Genomic DNA, 23,722 nt, shown 5'->3' with positions numbered 1-23,722 from the left:
CCGGTATGGCGACGCGATCTATCCAGTTCGTCGCGGCCGTGGCCCGTGACCGCCCCAGTTCTTGTCGCGGACCACCTGAGCGGTGCGCTCAGGCAGCTCGATCGGCGGGAGTTCGTCGTCGCGACGGTTGAAGACGTTCTCGTTCAGGTCCCGATCGGCCTTCTCATCGTCGCCCTTGACCTTCTCCGCCTGGACCAGGTCGAGCTGCGCGACCTCGTCGTACGGGGCTGCGGAGTAGGCGACTTGAGCGGACCACAACGCGAGGTCGCAGTCGCCGCCGGCGAGCGCATGGACGGAGACGATATGGGCGACATCAACGATGGCGCTCGTCATGATGTGGTCCCACCTGTCGCCCTCCAGCAGCCAGCTCCAGCCGTCCGTCCGCAGCTCGCTAAACGGCTCGCCGCTGACCAGTCGAAGCGCCGCGATCAGGTCGTCCATGCCTTCGGCGCCACGGCTCTGTCCGCGCACGCGAAGACGGCGAAACAGGTCGAGATCGCAGAGGACCCCGTCGAGCTTGTAGAGCTTGGGGGAGGCGCCTCCTTCCCCTTCCGCCGCGGGTAGGTAGGGCCTACGAGTGCGCGGATCGTCGCCGAGCCACACTCGCAGTTTGCTCATGTCCACCCGAACCCGTTCGGGTCGGATCGCGAAGTCGCGTGCGACTTCTCTCTTGGAGACCCCTGCCGGGTGAAGTGCGAGGTACGTCAGGAGCTCGACGTAGAACGGGCGACGATTCACGGTGGGTTTCGCGTCACCGGCGGTTCGCACATTGATCGGCCCCAGCAGTGTCAACCTGGCGGCCGGGGCGGGCGACCCCCAGAGAGCAAGGTCCTCGTCCAGGCAGGGGTCAGCCGACCGGACGGCAGAACGAGCCTGGGGAGAAGCGATGGGCGCAAGCGCTTCGACGTCCTCGACCGTCGTCGCGGCCGCGTTCGTGTAAGCCTGCGTGTCCAACGGCAAGAGCGACTCGTTCCCGGCAGCACCCGCTGGCCTGGGTTCAGTCAGCGGTTCGACGAGTGCACCACCCAGGTCGGCCACGGGCGCGTCGTTCGTCGGTCGCGGGACTGGTGCCACCGTCTCTTCAAGCGTCAGATCGAGAAGGAGGGCGCAGGCTCGAGCCTCGTCTTCGGAGAGTCCCGCGGCGATGACATCGACGTCCAAGTTGGGCGCTTGGAGCCGACCGTCATCCGTCAGGTGCAGGTGAGTGTCCGAGGGCCGTGGTTCGGCCGCGAGGTCGATCACGGCTGCCGAGGAGCGACCCGGGACGTTTCCGATCACGTCGGCGAGTTCATCGAGGCCAGGTACGGGGCGGCTCGTGGTCGCGATGACCGCGGCGTGGAAGTCGTCGGGGTCGGATGGCTCGGTGATCGAGGACAGGTGGCGGGCGAGGGTGGCGATGAAGTCCGTGTCGTCCGCGGGGTGTGTGTGAACGCGGCCCAGGTTGAACTCCGCGAGGTCGGGGCCGACGCCGAGGAGGTCGACGCGAGTGACGATGGACCACGGGTTGACGGCCAGTTCGGCTGCGAGGTGGCGCGCGAAGGCGGCCTTGCGCTCGGTGTCGCCGGTGACGGTGACGGTGCGGAGTTCCTCGAGGTTGAGAAAGAGGAACGCGTTGTCGGCCCTCTGACCGACGCTGACGAGCAGCGGGTAGGGCGGAAAGGAGTCCTCCGGACGCTCCGGTACGTCGGCGAGGGCGATTCGCCAGGCGGTTGCGGACCCGGTCCAGGGCGTCGGCAGGTCGGCGGGTTCGGCCAAGGTCAGGGCGATGTCGCTGCCTGTGAGCGCCACGGTGACGAGCCGCGGGAGCGGGGACAGGGAGCGTAGGGCGCTGTCGAGGGCGTCGATCCGGGGTGCGATGACGGAGGCGGTGGCCCGAGCCGTCTTCTCGGCGGGCAGCAGTTCGGCGGGTGGTGGAGGGATGATCGTGCCGGGGCGCCGGTACCGCAGTTGGGTGCGCCGTTGAGCACGAAGGACCAGCCACAGAGCTCCGCCGAAGATCGATCCCGCCCCAGCGAGGCCGGGGAGGAGCCACGACGGGGTGACGTCGTCGTCGGTGTCGTGGTGCGTGTTCTGGCTCTCCGTGGTCGGGCGTTCCGCCGGCTCGGTGGGCTCCATGTGGGTGGCTGGGCCCTGGGATTCAGGGGCAGCCCGGGGCGACGTGCGTGGCTCGGCCTGCATGGCCGGTGACTCGACGGTCGGCTGTTGCCCGGGGACGGGGACGGTGAGCCTCCAGCCCGGAAGGATCAGGTCGGGGTCGGTCAATCGGGCGCCGTCGGCCTGCGCGGTGTCGCGTGAGGCCTGGAAGATCGACGGATAGGCATCGGCGTCGCCGAGCTCGTCCTCGGCGATCTCGGAGAGTGTGTCGCCGGGCCGTACGACGTACGCATCGTCGGTAGGCCCGCGACTAACCGGCACCTTGAGCACGGTGCCGGGGAGGAGGAAGTCGGGTCGCCCACCCAGGACGGCCTGGTTGAGGTCGACCAACTCGACGTAGCGGGTGCCGTCTCCCCACCGTTCCTCGGCGATGCGCCAGAGACTGTCGCCGCGCTTGACGGTGTATCGCTCGACCTCCGGTTCCGGTATCGGCTTCTCCTGAATCTGCGGTGCCGGGGCCGGGGAGTCGACCGACTCCGCGACATGTCCGGTGGCGGGCAGGGGAGTGGTCGCCGCAGCGGCCTCGGCTGCCGGTTCAGGGACCAGCGCGGTCGCCGAAGGCATCGCGAAGAACAACAGGGCCGCCGCGGCGACGAGACGATCGGCCGCTCCCTGCGGCACCCCAAGGCCGGGCAGCCGGGGCGTGTTCAGGCCTCGGAGTTGCGACACGATGGAGGCGGCGAGTTGGCAGGTGAAGATCGCCCAGGCGAGCCAGCAGACCGCGGCAAGGACCTCGACCACCAGGGTCCCGTCGTCCGGTGCGCTCAGTCGTGACCAGGCGAAGGCCGAGAGATCTGGGATCGCGTCGATCGCCAGCAGCACGGTGGGAACGCCTGCGACGAAGGCGATCAGTGCGAGGGTGGCGGCGAGGCCTCGGAGCCGGGGATTGAGGGTGTTCATCGCTGGTTGCCTCCCACAGTGCGGAGCAGGCGGGCGGTCGCCGTGCCTGTGACGTCGAGCCGGTGGATGCCGAGCAGGCCCAGGAAGCGGGCGTCGTAGGTGTCGTGGACGGTGACGGTGATGGTGTTGCCGCCGGTGATCTCGGCGGTCCCGGTGACGCCGGCGGCGTCGAGGTAGCGCAGGGCGGTGGCCCGGGCTGCCACGGGACTGATCGTCACCTGGTGCCCTTGGACGGCTCCTGCACCGTCGACCTCCTCGCCGCCGGCTCGTGCTGCCTGGGCGGCGAGGTCGTGCGCCCGCTCGTGGGCGTGCACTTGCCCGCCGAGGTCGACGGCGAGGCCGACGAGGAAGATCATCACGAAGCTGGATAGCGCCAGCCAGACCGTGATGGATCCGCGCTCGTCACGGCTGCTCATCGTTCGCGCCAAGTGTCTAGTGGGCTGGTCATGGTCTCGCTCAGGACCCGTGCGCCTGGGACGCCCGGGACGGCCAGATCGGCCAAATTCAGGCGGCACGAGACGGTGACGGCGATCGATCCCGGCACGCCCGGTGGCTTGGTGAAGTCGGTGGTGTTGACGGTGACCTCGACACCGGAGCAGTCGATCTTCTGGTTGGCGATGCTCGCCACGGCGGCGTCCCGGGCGGCGGCTCGGGCGGCTTCTGCATCGCGCGTGAGCGACGCCGACCGAGCGCCGTCCGCAGCGGCGGATTGGAGTGCTTGGTGGGTGATCGCCGTGCGGCCGCCGAAGATGATCAGTCCGACGAAGAGCGCGAAGGCGGGCACCCCGATGGCTGCCTCGATGGCCGCGGACCCGCGCTCGTCCCGCCGCCTCATGACCCTGCTGCCGTCGGTGAGGTGAGGCGTTCGACGGGGACGGTCGCGCTCTGGGTGATGCGGACCTTCCAGCCGGGGATGACACTCAGACTGAACCCGGTGACGGTCACCGTCGCTCTTGCCGCAGTCCGGTTTGCGCTGGCGGACGCGTGGGTGAGTACGTCGTCACCACCGGCCTCGGCGATGAACGCGGTGGCCGCACCAACGCCGTCCGACTCTCGTCCCTGCATCGCGCCGGCCTCGCGCGCGCCCTGCTGGGCGGCGGCGATGGCGACCGTGCGTGCGTGGTGGAAGAGGGCAGCCTGCATGCCGAGGAACAGGACGGCGAAGAGCGCGGGCAGGACGATGAGCAGCTCGATCGAGACCGAGCCTTGCTGGTTGCGCCGCCGGAGACGGCTACTTGATCTTGCCGGCCTGGGTCTGGACATAGGTCGTGACCGCTGCGACGACGATTCCGACGATGGCGATCACCGCAACCGCCCAGAGCACGTGCTCGGTGGTCACTGAACCACGCTCGTTGCGCCGCGCGGCTGTCAGATCGTCGTACTTGGCGCGGCCTGCCAGCTGCAGCAGGACCAGGACTTTCAACATGGGTTCCTCCTGGGGTTGTCCTTCCACGTCACGGGCTTGTGAGCATGCGAAGCAAAGAGGGAGCGACGAGCAGCGCCATGAAGATGACGCCGAGGAGCGAGCCGGGGATCGTCATGCGCTCACCGACGGCGTTCGCCTCGGCGATCTCGTCGTTGAGCCGTGCGGTGCGCATGGCGGCGGATCGGGCGCGAAGGGTGGCGTACACGCTTGCTCCCTCCTCGCCGGAGAGGCGCATGATGTCGGCGAAGTCGTCGAGCTCGGGAAGTCCAAGTTCTTCAGCCAAGGTGTGCAGCGCTTCCCAGGGCGGCAGACCCGACCACCGGGAGCGGGTGAGCTCTTCGGAGAGCCGGGTGAAGACCCATGAGTCGCCGACCTCCGCGGCGGCCTCCATGGCCTGGCGGACCCCGATCCCGTTGTGGCGTTCGAGGGCCACCAGGTCGATGTAGGCGCCGAGCGCGCGGGCGAATTCCACGCGGGCCTTCCGGGCGTCGTCCAGGGCGTTGTAGTTGGGAATGAAGAACATGAGCGAGGCGAGTCCGAGCGAGGCGAGCGCCGGGATCTGCAGGGGGATGCCCAGGCCGAGGGTGTTGAACAGCACCGTGAGACCCGGCGGGATGAACAGGCCCAGTCCGGCGAACGTGAGCTTCTCGCCGTAGAACTGGCCGACGGAGATCCGGAGCAGCGCGAGCTCCCGGGTCGGTGTCCGGACCCACAGCCCCGGTGGCAGCGTCCGGAGGCCCCAGAGGCCGAGGCGTTCCTGGCGCGTCCTGGCGGTGGCGGCCCGCGCGGCGGCGCCCCGACGCGGGGACGAGACCCGATCGAGGGCGTCGGCCAGGTCCGGTTCGGCGGGCAGCAGGCGTGCCACCACCAGCACCAGGCCGAGGCCGAGGAGACCACCCGAGAGGACGGCGAGCTGGAGTCCCGTCATCATCGCGGGACCGTCGCTTCGGCGCGGGTGTCGAGGAAGCGGGGCAAGGGCTTGCCCGTGGCCATGCGACGCATCCAGATCAGGGTGGCGACGTACGCCGAGAGCAGCACGACCAGGATCACCTGGCCGACGGGACTGGCGTACGGCTCGACGTAGCTGCCCGACAGGGCCAGGACGACCAGGACGCTGGCGCTGATCAGGGTCACCCAGCGGGCGGTCGCGCGAGGCTTGGCCCGATCGGCCTCCACCTGACGGCGGGCCCGCACGTCGGCTGCCACGGACTCTGCGAGCCCGTCGAGGACGCTGGCGAGTCCGGCGCCGCGACGCCGAGTACCGAGGATCAGGTTGGCCGCGATCAGGTCGCCGGTCGCGTCGTCGAGCTCGTCGGCGAAGACCCGTAGCGCAGTCTCGGTGTCCCACCGGGCGCGGAGGCGGGCGACCAGTCGGCTGACCTCCGCTTCGATCGGGGCAGGCGTGGACCTCAGGGTCGCCACGAGTGCCTGCTCGATCCCGATCCCGACGGTCAGCACCCCCGAGAGCGAGCGCGTCCATTCCTCCATCGCTTCGAGCCGCCCGATCTGGGTCGCGGCCGGCGGAGCGGACAACAAGGCCGGCAGGCCCAAGACGGCGACAGGAGCGAGGACCAGGGCGAGGACCCATCCGGTCACCAACCACCCGAGGACGCCCAGCGCGACGCCGACCAGCAGCATCGTCCGGGTGCGCGCGGTGAGAGCCAGGCGCCGTCCGCCGGCAGTGGGCCTGTCGCGCGGCGGTGCGGCAGTGGGTCGCAGGCCGACGACGAGGCCGAAGAGGCCGGCGGCGATGAGTCCGCCCGCGAGGCTGGGGACCAGGAGGCTCACGGCTGCCCCTCGAAGGGGCGCGTGGCGAGGTAGGCGCCGAGGTCGAACCCATGGCGGGCCAGCGTCCGGTACTCGTCTGGGAGTACGTCGGGGACCGCGACTCCCGTGGCGTCCGCCCGGAACACGTGGGTGGTCGCGTACCCGACCTCCCTCTCCCCGGGAGCCAGGGCGACAATCTCGGCGACCCGCCTGATCCGCGTCGCGCCCCCGGATCCCGTCGTGGTCTCCATGTCGAGCTGGACGATGAGGTCGACGGTGGCGGCGAGCTTGCTCGTCGCCAAGCCCTGGGTGACGTGTGGCCCGGCCTCCATGGCGCAGGTGACGAGCTTGCGGACGGCGGCGACGGCGTCGGCGGCGTGGGTCGTGGAGATGGAGCCGGTGCCGGACTCCATCGCCTTGATCATCGCCCAGATCTCCTTGCCCCGGACCTCGCCGACGATCTGACGGGAGAGGTTGAACCGGAAGGAGTCGACAAGCGCCTCGTCGAGGGTGAACTCGCCGGCCTGGCGGCCGTCGGTGCCGCGTTCCCCGGAACCGGGGCGTGCCTCCCAGGCGTGGACGATTTTGTGCCGGCCCAGCTCGTGGAGGTGCAGCTCGTACTCGGTCTCGAAGGTGCCGACGGCCTCCAGGGCGTCGATCTCGGCGCAGAGCGCGCGGACGAGCGTGGTCTTGCCGGCACCTTGTGCACCGGCGACGACGATCGAGCGGCGGGCCCGAACGGCGGCCCGCAGGAACGAGGCCACGGTGGGCGTCATCATCTCCCTCGCCACCAGGTCATCGAGAGTGACGCGCATCAGCCGATGCCGCCGGATGACCACCGAGGGACGCGGCGTGACCCACGCGGCGGCGGCGAGGCGCGAGCCGCCGTCCAAACGCATGTGAAGTCGAGGTTGGGCCTCGGAGAAGGAGCGGGCGTTGACCTCGCTGCGCGAGGCCAGGAACACCAGGAAGTCGATGAGCTCCTGGTCGGAGTCGGCGACGGGCGGTCCGTCGACCAAGGTGCCGTCGATCAGCTCGAGGTGGACGTTGTCGTGGCCCACGATGACGATGTTCTCGATGTCGTCGTTGTCGACCAGCGGCTGCAGTCGACCGAGCCGGAAGAGGGAGTCGAAGACCGCCTGCGCAGTGGCCTGCTGCCGCGCCGAGCTCCAGGCCCGGTGACCGGCGTTGACGTCTTCGGCCATCGCCGACTCGATCAGGTCCAGGACGATGGACCGGCCGAGCTCCTGTTGCGCGGCCCTGTCGAGGCGGTTCCGATCGGACGCGACCGCCTGGCTGAGCTGCTCAGAGGCCCGCGCGCGCAGCCCGGAGACGATGGACCAGTCGACCTCGACGTCTGCTGTCGGCGCCGCCGCGACGGCTGTCCCGAGGGTGGTCACCGGTGCCGGCGTGCCGTTGGTCGGCTGGTTGAACAGCGGCAGGTCCGACAGGTCGCCGTACCCGTTGACGGAGCGGTACGCCTCACTCATCGGGTGGCCTCCCCGAGGACGGTGAACCGGGAACGCGACACGTGCGCCTGCACCGACTGTCCTGTCGCCTTGAGCGCCCGGATGTAGGGACCGGTCTCGAAGTGCCGCGGTGGGGCGCTCCCGCGGTGATAGACCGCTGCCGCCGCTGGCTCGTCGGGGAGGTCGGCGACGACGGGGAGCCCGAGCGCCTTGGAGACCTCAGTGGCTCGGTAGGGCTGTCCTTCGCCGACCAGAAGCAGGCCCGGGTGCTGCCAGCCGGATGCTGGCTCACGTGCCGTCTCTGCCCACGATCGTGCCGCCGAGATGGACGGCAAGTTGGTGCGGGTGACCAGCAAGGTCGTGTCCGCGGCCTCGAGGAGCGGCTTCGCAGAGCCCGTGAGCCCGAGTCGGCCGGCATCGACGATGACGTCCTGCCCGCTGGCCTCCAGTTCGCCGAGCGCGGTGCCGAGGGGTTCCCACACGTCGCGCAGCGCTGCCGCCTGGGCATGCGTCCGGGTGCCCGCCAGCAGCGAGACGCTCGGGCTCAACGGCCGGACCACGTCGCGCAGCGCGTCCGCCACGCTCAGCGGTGAGAGCGCCAACTCGAGGAGGCCACCGTCGTACGGCGTCGTGCCCTTGAGAAAGCCCGCCAGCACCCCGGACCCGCCGGTCGGATCGGCCTCCACGAGGAGCACCGGGCGGGGCCAGCAGAACGCCAGGCCGACGGCCGTCGTGGTCACCCCCGGAGATCCGGAGGCCGAGGTGAGACAGACGACGGTCATCACTTGGCTCCCGAGTCGAGCACTAGTGCCACGTTCCCGGTGGCCGCGCGCGCGGCGAGGAGGGCGGCATCCGCGTAGGGGACCAGGACGTTGACCACCGTGTTGCCGGTGGCCTCGTCGAGGTTGGTGTCGACGACCTTGGCGGTGGTGGACGGCGGGGAGTTGACGCGCTCCGCGGTGTCGCTGGGGGTGACGATGACCCGGACCTGGTCACCGCCGTACAGCGGCATCGCCGGCACCTGGGCAGCGGTGAGCGAGATCCCGACGATCGACTGTCCCTGGCCGAGCAGCGGGTCGTCGGCCGTCGACTCCGCTGTGAGCAGGCCGCCCGCCGCGATGTCCAGTGTCGCCCGCTGGCCGATGAGGTCGTCGTACGCCGAGGCCGGCAGGGGAGTGAGTGCTGGGTCGCCGCTGATCCGGATGCGCTGGATGTCCTGCGCCTCGATCACTTCGCCCCGGTGAATGGTGGCGCGAGCCGCGAGGACCTCCTGGGTATCGGTCGTCGCGCTCCAGGCCCACGCGCCGAGCAACGAGCCGAGAGCCGTCACGGCGACCGCGGCCACCACGAGCGCGGGACGTCTCCGCAGCTTCGGAGGGGGAGTGAGGCTGGACTCGGCCCCCGGCGTGACGGTGCGGGGGCCGGGACTCCGGTCCTCTTGAGCAGTGGTGGACATGGCTCGTACCTCCCGCGCAGGTCGTCAGTTCACGAGGACCTGTGCCTCGCCGACGGTGATGGCGACAGAACGGGATAATCCGTTGAGACGGATGGTCCCGGTCTGACCTGCTCCGGACCAGTCGATGACCCAGTCGGAGGTGGCCGTGACGGTGTACTTCTGCCCCGGCTGGTCGGCACTGGTTCGCTCGTACACGTGGCCGCACGTCGGTGACGGCTGGCGGCCGAAGCGCTCCTCGTACGGCGTACCAGCGGACCGGCACACCACGGTGGTCCCATCGCCCATGTTCCAAGTGATCCGGTGGGTGCGCGCCGTCGCCGTGATGGTGATGCCGCCCAGACTCGCGGACGCAGTGGTCGGTCCGTAGGTCTTCTCGTCAGGTGTCTCCGCCCACATCCAGACGGGCATCCCGACGAGGCCGACGCGATCCGGACCCGGCTCGGGAACGATGCCGATCCGGATGGCCTCGAGCTGCATCGAGTCGATGGCGATCTCCGCGACCTCGCGCGGCGTCGGGCCGGTCCCCGAGCTCGGCGGCGGGTTCGCGAACCAAACCCAGATGCCGATGTCGGTCTGCGGCTGGTAGCAGGTGTAGACCGCACCGTCGCCCGGCTCGTGGCCCTGCCAGGACGAATCCCCTGGAGGCGGCTGGGGGTCGAGTCGCGTGATGTAGCAGGCGAGCTCGTTGGACCAGTAGCCGTTCTCCGTCTCGCACGGGATCGGTCCCGCCTTCCCCACGCCTCCGTGGCCCACCGGGTCCCAGTAGCAGGACTCGCCCGAGCCGGTGTCCTTCGGACCGTCGTCGGGTGGGGTGCCGGGGGTGCCAGGCTTGCCAGGGATTTCCACCCAGACGGTGCAGCCACCACTCCAAGGGTCCGTCTGGGTACAAACCGGTTCTGCCTCGGCAGGGGACGGCCAAGCCACGACCGCGGCGATCAGCACCAGGAGGAGGCCGAGTCGGGTCAGGATTCGCATGACGCCTGCTTGAGGTCTTCACCGCCGGCGACTCGCCATCCTTCGCGTGGCTCGTCTTGCCACTCGTAGTTGGCGATCGTGTATCGAGTCCATCCACGGTCCGGTCGCCCCGGGGCGACCACGGACTTGCCCTTGGTGTCCACGATGTCGACGGCGCTGACATCCCAGCAGACATCGATCTGGACGGTAGGAACCTGCCCAGCCTTTGGTGCGGAATTGTCGAGGTTCACTGACTGGACCAGCAGCTCGACGATTCTCGCGTCACCGGTCTGACGCTGACCGGCGCTCCGCCGGCTGCGGAGGAGCTTCTCCTGCGCGGAGAGCTGCGTGCTGATGGCGACGGCCCGCAGGACGCCCAGCGGCTCCTGCGACTCCTGACCGAGACGGTCGACGGTCTTGAAGTAGCGATATACGACGTCCGTGGCGTCCTGGGCCGCGATACCTGTCTCGCTCGTGGGAGACGGGGCGCTTGAGGCCTGGGAAGTCGGGGACGTGTTCGGCATCACCGAAGGCCGCGTCTCGGGTTCTTCCCCGTCCGAGGCGCAGCCAGTGACGACGGCCGACAGGAGCGCTGCAGCGGTCGCCAAGGAGATCGTTCGATGGTTCGTCATGCCCGAGACCCGTTCCGTCCTGAGCCGCCCGGCTCAAGCGATGGACCAGAACGCCGCCTCGTGACGAACCAAGACGTCGTCCGCCTCCCATTACGGCACCCCGTCCCTCTACTTCGCAAGACCCTCACCTGTCCCATCGCTGTTCTCCACCCGTTGATCCCGAACATCAGGTACGCCGTCCTGTCCACCCGTTCCTGGCACCCGTTCCTCCCCTCGGTCCTACCTCGTTCTCGTCTTCACACGGTGTGCAGATCGAGGGGTCTGTGGAGAAGGACGCGCACCTGAGCGCTGTGGGACGGAAACGGCCGTGACGGTCTCGATGCGCCGGATGTCCGCGGGCAGCGGCTACCAGTACCTGCTGCGCAGCGTCGCGGCCGGTGATGGCCAGCGCCCGATGTCGACGCCCCTGACCCGCTACTACTCCGAAGTCGGCACGCCGCCCGGCCGCTGGCTGGGATCCGGCGTCGGAGCCTTCGGTGCCGGCCAGATCCGGGCGGGCATGCAGGTGACTGAGGAGCAGCTCGCCCTGCTCGTCGGCATGGGCCGCGACCCCGTCACGGGAGAACAACTCGGCCGGGCGTATCCGTCCTACACGCGGCTCGCTGACCGGATCGAGGAGCGCGTCGCCGCGCTCGACCCGGACATGACCCAGGAGGACTGCGCGGCCGAAACCACCCGGATCGAGGCCGAGGAGACCGCGGCCGGGATGCGCCGAGCGGTCGCCGGATTCGACCTCACCTTCAGCGTCCCGAAGTCGGTCTCCGTGCTCTGGGGTGTGGCCGACGCCGTCACCCAGGAGCGGATCGTCGCCGCCCACCACGCGGCGGTCGCCGAGGTGATCGACCTGTTCGAGCGAGAGGTCGCTGCTACCCGGGCAGGCATCTCCGACAGAGACGGCGCCGTGGCCCAGGTCGACGTGGCAGGCGTTGCGGCCGTTGCCTACGACCACTTCGATTCGCGTGCCGGCGATCCGCAGCTCCACACGCACGTCGTCATCGCCAATAAGGTGCTCACCGTCATGGACGGCCGCTGGCGCAGCCTCGACGGGCGCCCAGTATTTGCCTCCCGAACCGGCCTGTCGGTGCACTACGACGCGCTGCTCGCCGATCGCCTGTCGCGCGACCTAGGCATCGAGTGGGAGTTGCGGCAGCGGGGACCCGACCGGAACGCTCGATGGGAGATCGCTGGCGTCAGCGACGACTTGATCTCCGAGTTCTCCAGTCGCACCCGCCAGATCGAACTCAAGAAGAACGAGCTCATCGCCGAGTACGCCGCCCGCCACGGACGCACGCCGACAGCGAAGACCATCGTCGAACTCCGAGCCCAGGCGACGCTGGCCACACGTCCGCCGAAGGAGGTCCGATCGCTCGCCGACCTGACAGCCGACTGGCGACAGCGCGCCGCCGAGCGGTTGGGGACCGAACCGTCGACATGGTCTCGCGACGTGATCGGCCACGGCGGGAACCCGCTGACTGCCGACGACGTGCCGCTGGCTGCGATCGAGGCGATCAGCGCCGACGTGGTCGCGGCGGTCTCTGTGAAGCGGGCGGTGTGGACGCACTGGAACCTGATGGCCGAAGCGTCGAAGCAGACCATGGATCTGAGGTTCGCGACGAGCGGGGACCGTGAGGCTGTCGTCGGGCTGGTCGTCGACGCGGCGCAGTTGCGGTCCGTGGTCCTGACCCCGCCGGAGCTCGCGACCAGCCCGATCCGATTCCAGAGGGAGGATGGCACGAGCCGGTTCCGTCCGCGCCACGGCGAGAAGTACTCCTCGACCGCGGTGCTCGATGCCGAGGCGCGGCTATTGGGTCGTGCCGAGAAGGTGACTGCGCCGACGGTGGCCGCGAACGTTGCGAGGCGGGCGGCGGCGACTGGAAAGGTCCAGTTGAGCGCTCAACAGCGCCGTGCGGTGGAAAGCATCTGCCAGTCGGGCCGCCAGGTCGACGTACTCGTCGGGCCGGCCGGGGCAGGCAAGACCACCACGATGCGAGCGCTCCGGACGGCGTGGATCGCAGAGCACGGGCGGGGGAGTGTCGTCGGTCTCGCGCCGTCTGCCGCGGCAGCGCAGGCGCTGGCCGACGACCTCGGCGTCGCGTGCGAGAACACGGCGAAGTGGCTCCATGAGTACGACCACGGCCGCACTGAACTCCGACGCGGTCAGTTGGTGATCGTCGACGAGGCGACCCTTGCCGACACGGTGACACTCGATCGGCTCAGCGGGATCGCCGCGGCCGCAGGCGCCAAGGTGCTTCTGGTAGGCGATCCCCACCAACTCCAGTCCATCGACGCCGGTGGGGCATTCGCGCTCCTCGTCGACCGACGTACGGACGCACCGGAACTGATCGAGATCCACCGCTTCACCAACGAGTGGGAGAAGGACGCGTCCCTCGCGCTGAGCCGCGGCGACGTCCAGGCCATCTCCGCCTATGGCCGTCACCAGCGCATCCGCGAAGGCGTCACGGACCAGATGGTGGACGCCGCATACGTCGCCTGGCGAGCCGACTGCGCCGCCGGCCGTGCCAGCATCCTCGTGACCGAGTCGGCCCGCGACGTCCGCGCGCTCAATGAACGCGCCCGGGCCGAGCGGCTGCTTCTGGATGGCGCTGTCGATCAACGCGAGGCTGAACTGGTAGACGGCTGCAGAGCCTCGGTCGGCGACATCGTCATCACGCGCCAGAACGACCGGCGACTCCGCACGATGCGCGGCGGGTGGGTCAAGAACGGCGACCGCTGGAAGGTCACCGACATCCGCCGCGAGGGAGCCGTCGTGGTCAAGCTCCTCGGAACGGGCGGAGGGCGGACAGTCCTCCCGGCGGAGTACGTCGCCGAACACCTCGACCTCGGTTACGCCGTGACCGCGCACCGCGCTCAGGGCGTCACCGTCGACACGGCGCACGTCGTCGTGACGCCGTCGACGACGCGGGAGAACCTCTACGTCTCCATGACCCGCGGCCGCGACTCCAACATCGCGTACGTCGCCCTTGACCAGCTCGACGACAGCCACTCCACGCCTGAGGCGGATGACGTCACTGCGAGAACCGTGCTGTACGGCGTCCTCCAGCACAGCGGCGCAGACCTCTCGGCCGCTCAGACGATCTCGGCCGAGTACGAGCTTCACGGGGGGATCGACCGGCTCGCCGCGGAGCTCGAGACAATCGCAGCCGAGGCTCAGCATGACCGCTTCGTCGACCTGCTGGGGCGCTCTGGTCTGACGGCCGACCAGCACGCCGCGGCCGTCGAGTCCTCCGCCTTCGGACCACTCTCGGTCGCGCTTCGGAGGGCTGAGGCGCATCACCACGATCTGGAAACCCTGGTGCCATGGATCGTTGGTCAGCACCGCCTCGACGATGCCGACGACATCGCCGCCGTCCTTCGGTATCGGATCCACCGGGTTGCCTCGTCGTCTCCACGGGGGTGCCACCTGCGCCCGAGGCTGATCGCCGGGCTCATACCCGAGCCATTGGGAGCCATGAGCCAGGCGGATCGCCAGGCGATAGATGAGCGGAAGGCGTTGATCGAGTCCCGTGCACGAATGCTTGCCGAGGAGGCCATTGCCAATGGGGAAGCGTGGGCCCGGCGGCTGGGGGACCAGCCGCCGGACTCGCAGAGCCGTGAACGGTGGGTGCTCGCTGCGTCGACCGTCGCGGCGTACCGCGACCGCTACAACCTCAACGGGGATCTGCCGGTGGGAGGGCGAGCCGTGACCGATGCCCAGCTTGCGGACCGTCAGCGCGCCCTCCGAGCAGTGGAAACAGCTACGGCCGCCACCGAGCGGGGGCGAACCCGTGCCGCGCTGACGGCCGAAGCTCAGACCATTTTCTCGCCATAGGCGCCTGCACAGCCGACTCGTCCACAGGTAGCGCGGGCGCGGTGTCCGTCGGCGTGACTCACACGTAGGGAGGTGGGACCAACTATCGAGGAGCCGCTGATGCTGTTCCTGCTCGTCATCCCGGTCATTGTCGTCGTAGCCCTGGCTCACCAATACCTCCAGATCTACGCGCCCTCGAATCTCCTGGTCGCAAGAGTGCGCGAGTCCGTGCCGCGATGGTGGACAGCACTTGGGTTGCTCGCACTTGGGGGTTCCATCCTGTTCGTGATGCACCTCCTTGCCGTAGCCGTCGCGGCAGGCGCTCCCGGCTTGGTCAACGTGCTGGTGCTCGTGCTGGCGTGGGATGCCCTCAAGATCCTGGCTCTTGCCGGCTGGGTAGCCGCGCGTCGCTTCATCGCGTCTGTTCGACGACGCGGCGCGCTCGGTGCTGAGTGCCCTCCGGGCGACCGGTCAGCCATCGCCGGCCCCGGATGAGCGCCGCTTCTTGCGGCCGTACTGCCTGCGCAAGGCACTCAGCCGTTGTCGACGCGGGTCTCGTGGCACCTTGTCCAGGTTCAGCGGCGGATTGAGCTCAGCCAGGACGTCCGTCTCGACGGCACCCAGCGTGTCCGCATCGGCCACAGGAACCGCGATCAAGCGAAGATGGGCATGCATCCAGGCGGTCAAGGCGACCTCGTCGATTTCGGCCGCGCCGCTTGAGGCCGCGAGCACCGATCCCAGGCTCAGGCGGAAGGTCGAGAACTCGTGCCGGCCGCCCAGGTGCATCGATTGGATCCGACCCCACAGGGTGTTCTTCGACCTGCGGCCTCCGGACCTCGTTGCGCCGGCAAGCCCCGCGTAAATCATTCCCTCGTCGACATTGAGACCGAGCCCCTTGGCGAGATCGACTGCACCGCTCGGGTCCACCCACCAGCTGTAGAGGCCCGGAGACTTGAACCGGGAAGCACCAGTCGCTAGGAACTCCTCGGGGGAGATCGCGGAGGCATCGGCGGTCAGCCGGTTGATTAGCTCGCGCACTTCCAGCAGGGGAGCCGAGGCGATCGAAGGGGCTGAGTGGTTGCCGTACCAGGCGAGCCGGGCACCCATAGGCAGTCCGGCCAGCGGTTCGACCACGGTGGCACCGGCCCGAATCAGGAGGTCGCGGATGAAATCGGTGTACGCCGAGCCGGCATGAACCTCGACCGTCTTCCCCCTGACGGGCCCGACGACCTCTCCGAGTCGCTGGACCACTCTGGCACCCCAGGCCCGTCGATAGTCGCGGGACGTCTTCGAGAGACGTAGGTCGTACGGCGCCAGTACCTCGTCGGGAGCGACCAGCCCGTGCTCGGCTGACAGCACGAACCAGGGGACCCCCGCCTGCTCGGCGTAGGCGCGCTCCTTGCGAAAGAGCGGCGACGTGTAGAGCTCCCGGGCGGGGGCGGGGACATCGAGCTTCTTCTTGACGCAGCCTACGAGGACCAGGTCTGGCGCAGGAGCTGCCGATCGAGTCATCGGAGTGGGAGCCGCCTGGCGCTCGGCGACGGGCATTGCGCGGAGCCGCACGAAGGTCACGGACTCGCCGACCTTCACCTCCGTCGTCCTGAATCCGGGCCATCCCGAGCGATCGCCCTTCCAGAACGCGTTGTGCACGTATGCCGACCTCGGCAGCCCGCCAACCAAGCCGTCGAGCTCGCCCCACGCCAGAGTCACCGACGTATCAACGTCGGCTAGCAGCGCGCGCAGGGGAGTCCACTCAGCCACGCTGAGAGTGTCGCGTATCGGTCCTACAGGCGACCGCGGACGGGGCCCTCCTCACGCGGATTGTGCTGTACCGCCCATTTCGTCGGACCCCGTCGATAGGGTCGGACGTGTGACTGGGATCGGGACCGCCACGGTGGCGGAAAAGCGCGCGGACGGGCAGCCAACGGGCAGAAAGCTGCCGACGCTGCCCGAGCCCGGCCAGGTGGTCGAGGTTCGCGGTTCTACGTGGGCCGTCGCCAACGTGCAGGCTCAGGGCCTGCCACGCAGCCCGGCCGACGAGTCCTCGGCACAGCTCTCGCACGTCGTCGACCTCCAGTCGCTCGACGAGGACCGACTCGGCGAGCAGCTCTCCGTGGTCTGGGAGCTGGAGGTAGGTCATACGGTCTCTCCGCCTCAGGGGCTCCCGGATGCCATCTATGCCGAGGCATTCGATGATCCGACCACCCTTGCGGGGTTCGTGGACGCGATGCGCTGGGGAGCCGTCACCTCCGCCGACCCGAACCGCTATCAGGCGCCGTTCTGGTCAGGCGTGAATGTCGAGGCATACCAACTCGAGCCACTTCGTCGCGCCCTCGGTGCCCCGCGCACCAACCTCCTGCTCGCCGACGACGTGGGCCTCGGCAAGACCATCGAGGCTGGACTGGTGATCCAGGAGCTGTTCCTGAGGCATCGGGCCCGCACTGCCGTGATCGTCTGCCCCCCGAGCCTGGCACTGAAGTGGCAGGACGAGATGCGCGAAAAGTTCGGTCTGGACTTCACGATCGTCAACAGCGACCTGATGGCTCAGGTGCGCCGTACCCACGGTCTGCACGCCAACCCGTTCCAGCTCTTCCCCAGGGTGATCGTCAGCATGGCGTGGTTGCCGCAGGTCCGAGCCCAGCGACTGCTGCGGGACGTGTACGCGCAGGCCACGAACCCCAAGACCGGCAAGCGGTTCGCCTTCGACATCCTCGTGGTCGACGAGGCGCACCATGTTGCTCCGTCCAGTCCTTCAGCTGCCGGCGGACGTGGGTACGCCGTGGACACTCAGCGGACCGTCGCCGTGAGGCAGCTGGCCGACAAGTGCGAGCACCGCCTGTTCCTGACCGCGACCCCGCACAATGGCCACCCCGAGTCGTTCACGGCGCTGATGGAGATGATCGATCCTCGCCGGTTCTCCCGTGGAGCGCTCCTCGATTCCAAGGCGCTTAAGGACGTGACCGTGCGCCGCCTCAAAACCGACCTGTCTGGCAAGGGCTTCAAGAAGCGCACCGTCAGCGCACTCGACTTCACCCCATCGGACGGGGAGCAGGAGTCTTTCTCGCTGCTGGATGACATCGTCACCAAGAGTGCGAAGCAGAATGGCACAAAGCCGACCGGCGACATCGTGACGATGCTGTTGAAGAAGCGGTTCTTGTCCAGCCCGTTCGCGTTCGGGATGACCCTGAGCCACTACCTGTCTTCGAAGGCTGGGCGTGGCTTGTCGGAGGACGACTATGACGACGTCTTCGGCGAAGGCCAGGCCGACGAGGAAGAGGGACTGTGGGAGCAGGACGAGGCGGAGCGACTGCGCGAGTCCAAGGGCACCGACCCGTTGGTCGCCGCCGAGACCGGCCAGCTTGAATCACTCATGGAGTGGGGGCTGAGCTACGAGAGCCGCGCCGACTCCCGACTCGACCGTCTTATCGGCTTCCTCGACGCCGTGTGTCGTCCGGACGGCGAGACCTGGTCCAACGAGCGCGTCGTGATCTTCACTGAGTACGCCCACACCGTCGACTGGCTGACCCGCGTACTACGCCAACGAGGGTACGTCGAGGAGCGCCTGGCCGTGATCCAGGGCTCGACCAAGCCCGAGGACCGCGAGTACATCCGCTCGCAGTTCACCGCCGACCCTGCCAGGGAGCCCGTTCGCGTCCTGCTCGCCACCGACGCCGCAGGCGAGGGCATCGACCTCCAGACCCACTGCCACCGGCTGGTGAACTTCGACATCCCGTTCAACCCGTCCCGGCTGGAGCAACGGATCGGCCGCATCGACCGCTACGGTCAGACCGAAGAACCTCAGGTATTTCACTTCGTCCCGGTGGCTGGCGCATCGACCTACGCCGCTGACGTGGACTTCATGTCGCGCATCGCGCGCAAGATCGCCCAGGTCCAGTACGACCTCGGCTCCGCCAACCAAGTTGTCGGCGAGGAGATCCAGACACACTTCGCCAGGCGCACCCCTACGAAGGTGAAGTCAAAGGGCGTCGACACCAACGAGGTCATCAACGCCGCCCTGGCCGGCGGAATGGAACTGAACAGCCGGCTGACTCAGCTGGAGCAGGGGTACAACGCGTCACGCACCGAGATGCACCTCGATCCGGCCAATCTGCGCCGCGTGGTCGACACCGCCCTGCGGATCAACCATCAGTCCCTGCTGGTGCCGAACCACGAGTTCGCACAGGACACAGCCGCCGAGGTTTTTGATCTGCCGACCCTGACCTCGGGTTGGCACGACACGTTGCGAGGACTCGACACTCGTCTCAACCCTGGTGTGCAGCGACCGATCACGTTCGACGCCGACGCAGCCGAGGGTCGTGACGACCTCGTCTACGTCCACCTTGGTCACCCGATCGTGCAGAAGGCACAGCGGCTGCTGCGCCGCTCCCTGTGGAGCGTCGACTCGCCGCTGAACCGCGTGACCGCCGTTGTCGTCGACGACTTGGAGGAGTCCTTCGTAGCGGCCGTCACCCGCATGGTCCTCGTTGGCCGAGGGGGCATTCGTCTTCATGAAGAAGTGTTCCTCGCCGGTGTCCGCGTGAAGGGCCGCCGCGCCATGGCCGAGGAGAAGGCTGAGGCAGCCCTCGACAAGGCGCTCGACCGGGAGGGACTCGCCCTCGCCCAGCCCAAGGTACGCGACCAGCTCTGCGACCTCTGGAACGTGCCCAACGCGCCACTTCGCGTGCGCCTGGAAGAGTCGATGCGTGCCCGTGCTGATCGCCGCCACGACCTCGTTCTGGAGCAGCTCGCCAAGCGACAAGACGCGGATACGCAACGTGCCCACGAGATCTTCGCGGCCTTCCGCACCAACCTCCGTGACTCCCTCGCCGTACTCAAGGCCGCCGAGGACGAAGCCCAGGGCCAGCTGTTCGCTGACCCCGACCAGCAGCGCCAGTGGAGGCGCGACGTCGAGGCGATGACCCGCCGCCTCGAAGAGCTCGACGACGAGGAAGCACGCGAGATCGCCGCCATCACCGACCGCTACGCCGACGTCAAGCCACACACCACCGCCGCAGCGGTCGTTTTCGCGCTGACCCGCGACGACGCCGAAGGGTGGGATGAGTGATGGGCCGCCCAAACAGCCGAGGGCAGGTGGGACTCAACACTCCGAGCGTGACTGAGTTGCACCGAGCCTGGCTCGAACTCGTCGACACCGAAGGCCCGTTCCTGGCGATCCCGCCCCTGAAGCGGGTCTGGCCGCAAGGCATGCCAGCCCTCAGCGACGACCGCAAGGCCGCACTCGTCGATGCACGCAAGGACTTCGAGGCCGCATGGGAGAGGTTCGACCGCACCCCTGACAACGACGCCGTTCTCGACTCCTACCGAGTCGCCCGCGACAAATGGATCGAGTCCGTCCTGCGCGATGTCGCCGGATGGGCCGAGTCACTGTCATGGGGCGAGGCGCCCGGCGTCCAAGCCCAGTCGCCAAACCGCGCTGTCACTGTCACCGCCCATGCGGCCCTGAACGGTGTCGACGGGATCGGTGCGCTCGTGCACGTCGTCGACCCGACCGATTCTCTGCGCCAGACCCCGAACGATCTGTGGGCAGCAACTCCCGTCGACCGCACCGAGGCGCTCCTGCGCGAGAACAAGGTACAGCTCGGCATCGTCACCGACGGCCGCTGGTGGGGACTGGTCTGCGCCCGTGAAGGCGCGATGGCAGCATCCGGCATCGTCGATGCTCTGACCTGGATCGAGGAACCCCGGACCCGGGACGCCTTCCTCGCCCTGATCGGACGTCAGCACATCATCGGCGGTGACCCGACAGAGCGGCTCCCCGTCCTCTTCGAAGAATCCGTCGCCGCGGCCGAGGAGATCACTGAAGCACTCGGGGCGCAGGTCCGCAGCGCAGTCGAGCTGCTCATCCAGTCGTTCTCTGAGTTTGCCGCCGACGCGGATCGACGCGGGTTGCCGGACCCGCTGCCGGCCCGCACCCACGACACCTATGAAGCCGCTGTCACCGTGATGATGCGCGTGGTGTTTCTCCTCTTCGCCGAGGAACGTGGGCTGCTTCCTTCTGGTGATCTGTTCGAGCAGGGCTATGGAATCGCTCGAGAGCTCGACCGCCTCATCGCGCGCGAGACTGAGGAGACCGAAGAGGCCCTCGACTCCACGTCCCTGACCTGGCATCGGCTGCTGGCCACCAGCCAGGCGTTGTTCAGCGGTGCCTCGTTCGAGAGCCTCCGCATGCCTGCCTACGGCGGGTCACTGTTCGACCCGGAGCGGTTCCCCTTCCTAACCTCCACCAACGAGCAAGGGACCCTCGCGGTCGCGGTCTCCGACCGCGTGATGCTGCACGTCCTGCGATCGGTACAGATCGCTGACATCAAGGGCGAAGCCCGGCGCATCTCATTCCGCGACATCGACGTCGAGCAGATCGGCTATATCTACGAGGGTTTGCTCGGCTACACCGCCAACAGGGTCGACCAGACCTACGTCGGACTCAAGGGCACCGCCGGCGTAGAACCCGAAATCCCGCTCGCAAAGCTCGAGGAGCTAGCCGAAGTCAGCCCCGACACCAAGAAGTTGGCCGCTGCGATCCGTGCTTGGCTCGAGCAGGATCAGCCATCTGCGAAGGCAGTGTCCGCCGCTGCCCTCGCCAAGGCGATCACCGCCGACGTTGACCCGAGCGCCGTCAGCGCGCTCACTCAAGCGGTTGGCGACGATCCGGAGTTGAGGGATCGGGTCCGCCCGTGGCTCGGTCTGATCCGTCTCGACCTTCGCAGGCGTCCCTTTGTCGTCCTCCCCGGCGGCCTGATGGTCAAGGAGACGCCGTCCCGCAAGAACGCCGGCGCTCACTACACGCCAAAGTCACTGGCGGAGGAGGTCGTCCTGCACGCGCTTCAGCCGCTCTGCTACTCGCCGGGGCCGCACCAGACCGCAGACGAGGCTGCTTGGGAGCTCAAGTCCTCGGACGAGCTGCTCGACCTGAAGGTCGCCGACATCGCCTGCGGGTCGGGCGCCTTTCTTGTGGCCTCGGCTCGGTATCTCGCCGACCGGCTGGTCGAAGTTTGGATGGCGGAGGACCCGGCAAACGCCTTCCGCAGGGATCTTCACACTCGAGCCATCCGCCAGGTCGTCGCCAACTGTCTCTATGGCGCGGACATCAACGACATGGCGGTCGAGATGTGCAAGCTCTCGCTCTGGCTCGTCTCCCTCGACCGCGATCTGCCGTTCTCATTCGTCGATGACAAGGTCTTCCTCGGCAACTCGCTACTGGGCATCACGAGTCTGGATCAGCTGCGCAAGCTGCATATTGACCCGACTCGCTCGACCGAGGTTGAGCACTACTACCAGTACGACGTCGACATCGACGGCATCATCCGCAAGGCCGTCGACCTTCGGCGCGACCTCGCGTCGCCAGTCGACGACTCGGACCCTGCTCGGTCGAGTGCTGCTAAACGTCGCCAACTTGCCCTGCTCCGGAGTACTACAGCCGCACTGCGTCGGATCGCCGACGGAGTGATTGCGGTTGGGCTGCCGTTAGGTGGCCAGCCGGGCAGGTCACTAGATGAGGCGTATGAAAACCTCCGGGTGGCAGTGAAGTCCGCATTCCCAGACAGCGGGGCGCCCGACTTGTCGTTCCTAGATTCGCTCACAACGAAGGGGCTAACTCCCACCGTCGCAACCGATTACGAACGGTGGCGGCCACTCCACTGGATCCTGGAAGCACCGGATGTGATGGTCGATAAAGGTGGATTCGACGTCATTGTTGGAAACCCGCCGTTCCTCGGCGGGCAGAAGTTGACGGGCGCCATGGGCAGAGACGTCCGCGACTGGTTTGTCAATGTCTTAGCGGATGGCGCGCGTGGCAGCGCCGACCTCGTAGCGTACTTCTTCTTACGCGCGTCTGATCTGCTTCAGGATTCCGGGACGTTGGGACTCATCGCCACGAACACAATTGCGCAGGGCGACACTCGGCAGGTCGGTCTCGACAGACTCGTCGAGGGAGGAGTCACCATTGTTCGGGCCATTCAGAGCCGCTCGTGGCCGGCCGCCAGCGCCAACTTAGAGTACGCCGCTGTTTGGGCGGCGAGCGGACATGTATCTGACGAGGTGCCTCGCGTTAGTGACGACATCCCTGTCAAACGAATCACAACGCTGTTAGAGCCTGGAGGGCGCGCAGAGGGCCTCCCCAAACGACTATCCGAGAACGCGAACTTGAGCTACATCGGGTGCTACATCCTTGGGCTTGGTTTCACGCTTGATCAAACTGAGGCGGCAGGCTGGATTCAGGAAGACAAACGAAACGCGGACGTGCTCTACCCGTATGTAAATGGTGAGGATCTCAACTCCCGCCCGGACTCGTCCGCGTCGCGCTGGGTGATCGACTTCAACGACATGGGAGAGGACCAGGCCAGCCGGTATCGTCAACCGTTCCAGCGTGTTGAGGAGCTGGTCAAGCCAGAACGGCTCAAGAACAATCGCGACGTCTATCGGAACAACTGGTGGCAGTATGCAGAGAAGCGTCCCGCGATGCGGAGGGCGATCAGGGATTTAGATGAGGTCCTAGTCATTGCCAGGGTGAGCAAGAGTGTCATGCCTGTGCGTATTTCCACCGGGCAGATTCCAAGCGAGGCAATCGTGGTGTTCGCCTCGGACTCGTTTGCGGACCAGGCGGTGCTCTCGTCGTCGGTGCACCAACTGTGGGCCATTACCTATGGGTCGACTCTGGAGACCCGAGTTAGGTACGCGCCGTCGGACGTATTCGAGACGTTGCCACGCCCCGAACGAACTGCGTCCCTAGAACTCATCGGACAGTCGCTGAACCAGGAGCGCCGGGAGATCATGCTCCGCCGCGACCTCGGACTGACGAAGTTGTACAACCTCGTGAACGACCCGGAGGTCGCCGACGCTGCAGACCCGGACGTCGCGAGGATGCGTGAGATTCAGGTCGAGTTGGACGCAGCCGTAATGGATGCGTACGGCTGGTCCGACGTCAGCCTTGACCACGGATTTCACACCTACCGCCAGATGAACCGCTGGACCGTAAGCCCCACCGCTCGGGCCGAGATCCTCGATCGACTTCTAACGGAGAACCACAGGCGAGCCGGAATCCAGGGCTCGGCAGGTGGCAGCAGAGCGAAGCGACCCACCGCGCCGTCGGACGACAACCAAAGGAGCCTTTTCGTTGATGGGTAGCAGCTGGGCCGGTGC

At 67.8% G+C, this 23,722-nt stretch carries 17 protein-coding genes; 4 read left to right on the top strand and 13 right to left on the bottom strand.

All coding sequences use genetic code 11. The annotated features are described in order from the left end of the window. Positions 1-18 precede the first annotated feature (18 nt). From H8838_RS11160 to H8838_RS11105, 12 genes are read right to left on the bottom strand one after another with little or no spacing between them, the layout of a single operon-like run. Positions 19-3,054, bottom strand: a complete 3,036-nt coding sequence (locus H8838_RS11160; RefSeq protein ID WP_185996632.1) for a LysM peptidoglycan-binding domain-containing protein — start codon at positions 3,052-3,054, stop codon at positions 19-21. After that, positions 3,051-3,470 (bottom strand): TadE/TadG family type IV pilus assembly protein, encoded by a 420-nt coding sequence (locus H8838_RS11155; protein ID WP_185996633.1) that lies wholly within the window; start codon positions 3,468-3,470, stop codon positions 3,051-3,053. Before H8838_RS11155 ends, H8838_RS11160 begins: the two co-directional genes overlap by 4 nt. Next, on the bottom strand, positions 3,467-3,889 hold the full coding sequence (locus H8838_RS11150; RefSeq protein ID WP_185996634.1) for a TadE/TadG family type IV pilus assembly protein: 423 nt from the start codon (positions 3,887-3,889) through the stop codon (positions 3,467-3,469). The genes H8838_RS11155 and H8838_RS11150 overlap by 4 nt, the downstream gene beginning before the upstream one ends. Continuing rightward, a complete protein-coding gene (locus H8838_RS11145) occupies positions 3,886-4,317 on the bottom strand; it encodes a TadE/TadG family type IV pilus assembly protein (protein WP_185996635.1) in 432 nt (143 codons plus the stop codon). The genes H8838_RS11150 and H8838_RS11145 overlap by 4 nt, the downstream gene beginning before the upstream one ends. After that, positions 4,286-4,480, bottom strand: coding sequence for a hypothetical protein (locus tag H8838_RS11140; protein ID WP_185996636.1), 195 nt, complete (start codon positions 4,478-4,480; stop codon positions 4,286-4,288). Before H8838_RS11140 ends, H8838_RS11145 begins: the two co-directional genes overlap by 32 nt. A 28-nt stretch (positions 4,481-4,508) precedes the next feature. Further along, complete coding sequence (locus H8838_RS11135; RefSeq protein WP_185996637.1) at positions 4,509-5,411, bottom strand: type II secretion system F family protein; 903 nt, start codon at positions 5,409-5,411, stop codon at positions 4,509-4,511. Next, on the bottom strand, positions 5,408-6,268 hold the full coding sequence (locus tag H8838_RS11130; protein WP_185996638.1) for a type II secretion system F family protein: 861 nt from the start codon (positions 6,266-6,268) through the stop codon (positions 5,408-5,410). Before H8838_RS11130 ends, H8838_RS11135 begins: the two co-directional genes overlap by 4 nt. After that, entirely contained in the window at positions 6,265-7,737 is a 1,473-nt protein-coding gene (locus H8838_RS11125) for a CpaF family protein (RefSeq protein ID WP_185996639.1), read from the bottom strand. The genes H8838_RS11130 and H8838_RS11125 overlap by 4 nt, the downstream gene beginning before the upstream one ends. Then, positions 7,734-8,456, bottom strand: coding sequence for a P-loop NTPase family protein (locus H8838_RS11120; protein WP_224766079.1), 723 nt, complete (start codon positions 8,454-8,456; stop codon positions 7,734-7,736). The genes H8838_RS11125 and H8838_RS11120 overlap by 4 nt, the downstream gene beginning before the upstream one ends. A 41-nt stretch (positions 8,457-8,497) precedes the next feature. Further along, positions 8,498-9,172 (bottom strand): SAF domain-containing protein, encoded by a 675-nt coding sequence (locus tag H8838_RS11115; RefSeq protein ID WP_185996641.1) that lies wholly within the window; start codon positions 9,170-9,172, stop codon positions 8,498-8,500. A 24-nt stretch (positions 9,173-9,196) separates the two neighbouring features. After that, positions 9,197-10,147, bottom strand: coding sequence for a hypothetical protein (locus tag H8838_RS11110; protein WP_185996642.1), 951 nt, complete (start codon positions 10,145-10,147; stop codon positions 9,197-9,199). After that, positions 10,135-10,758 (bottom strand): hypothetical protein, encoded by a 624-nt coding sequence (locus tag H8838_RS11105; RefSeq protein WP_185996643.1) that lies wholly within the window; start codon positions 10,756-10,758, stop codon positions 10,135-10,137. The genes H8838_RS11110 and H8838_RS11105 overlap by 13 nt, the downstream gene beginning before the upstream one ends. 307 nt (positions 10,759-11,065) lie before the next feature. Here H8838_RS11105 and mobF point away from each other — a divergent pair, with 307 nt between their 5' ends. Next, entirely contained in the window at positions 11,066-14,587 is a 3,522-nt protein-coding gene (mobF, locus tag H8838_RS11100) for a MobF family relaxase (RefSeq protein WP_224766078.1), read from the top strand. A 99-nt stretch (positions 14,588-14,686) separates the two neighbouring features. After that, on the top strand, positions 14,687-15,061 hold the full coding sequence (locus tag H8838_RS11095; RefSeq protein ID WP_185996644.1) for a hypothetical protein: 375 nt from the start codon (positions 14,687-14,689) through the stop codon (positions 15,059-15,061). Here the strand turns inward: H8838_RS11095 and H8838_RS11090 are convergent. Beyond that, positions 15,038-16,327: a DUF6884 domain-containing protein gene (locus tag H8838_RS11090; protein ID WP_224766077.1), complete on the bottom strand. Its 1,290-nt coding sequence runs from the start codon at positions 16,325-16,327 to the stop codon at positions 15,038-15,040. The genes H8838_RS11095 and H8838_RS11090 overlap by 24 nt on opposite strands. A 109-nt stretch (positions 16,328-16,436) precedes the next feature. Between H8838_RS11090 and drmD the strand changes: the two genes are divergently transcribed. Next, positions 16,437-19,631: a DISARM system SNF2-like helicase DrmD gene (drmD, locus tag H8838_RS11085; RefSeq protein WP_224766076.1), complete on the top strand. Its 3,195-nt coding sequence runs from the start codon at positions 16,437-16,439 to the stop codon at positions 19,629-19,631. A gap of 47 nt (positions 19,632-19,678) precedes the next feature. Further along, positions 19,679-23,707, top strand: a complete 4,029-nt coding sequence (locus H8838_RS11080; protein WP_224766075.1) for an Eco57I restriction-modification methylase domain-containing protein — start codon at positions 19,679-19,681, stop codon at positions 23,705-23,707. Positions 23,708-23,722 lie beyond the last annotated feature (15 nt).

The sequence above is a fragment of the Nocardioides campestrisoli genome (assembly GCF_013624435.2).
GTDB classification, from domain to species: Bacteria; Actinomycetota; Actinomycetes; order Propionibacteriales; family Nocardioidaceae; genus Nocardioides; species Nocardioides campestrisoli.
The sequence above is the reverse complement of the archived record's forward strand: the minus strand, read 5'-3'. Positions and strand labels throughout refer to the sequence as shown.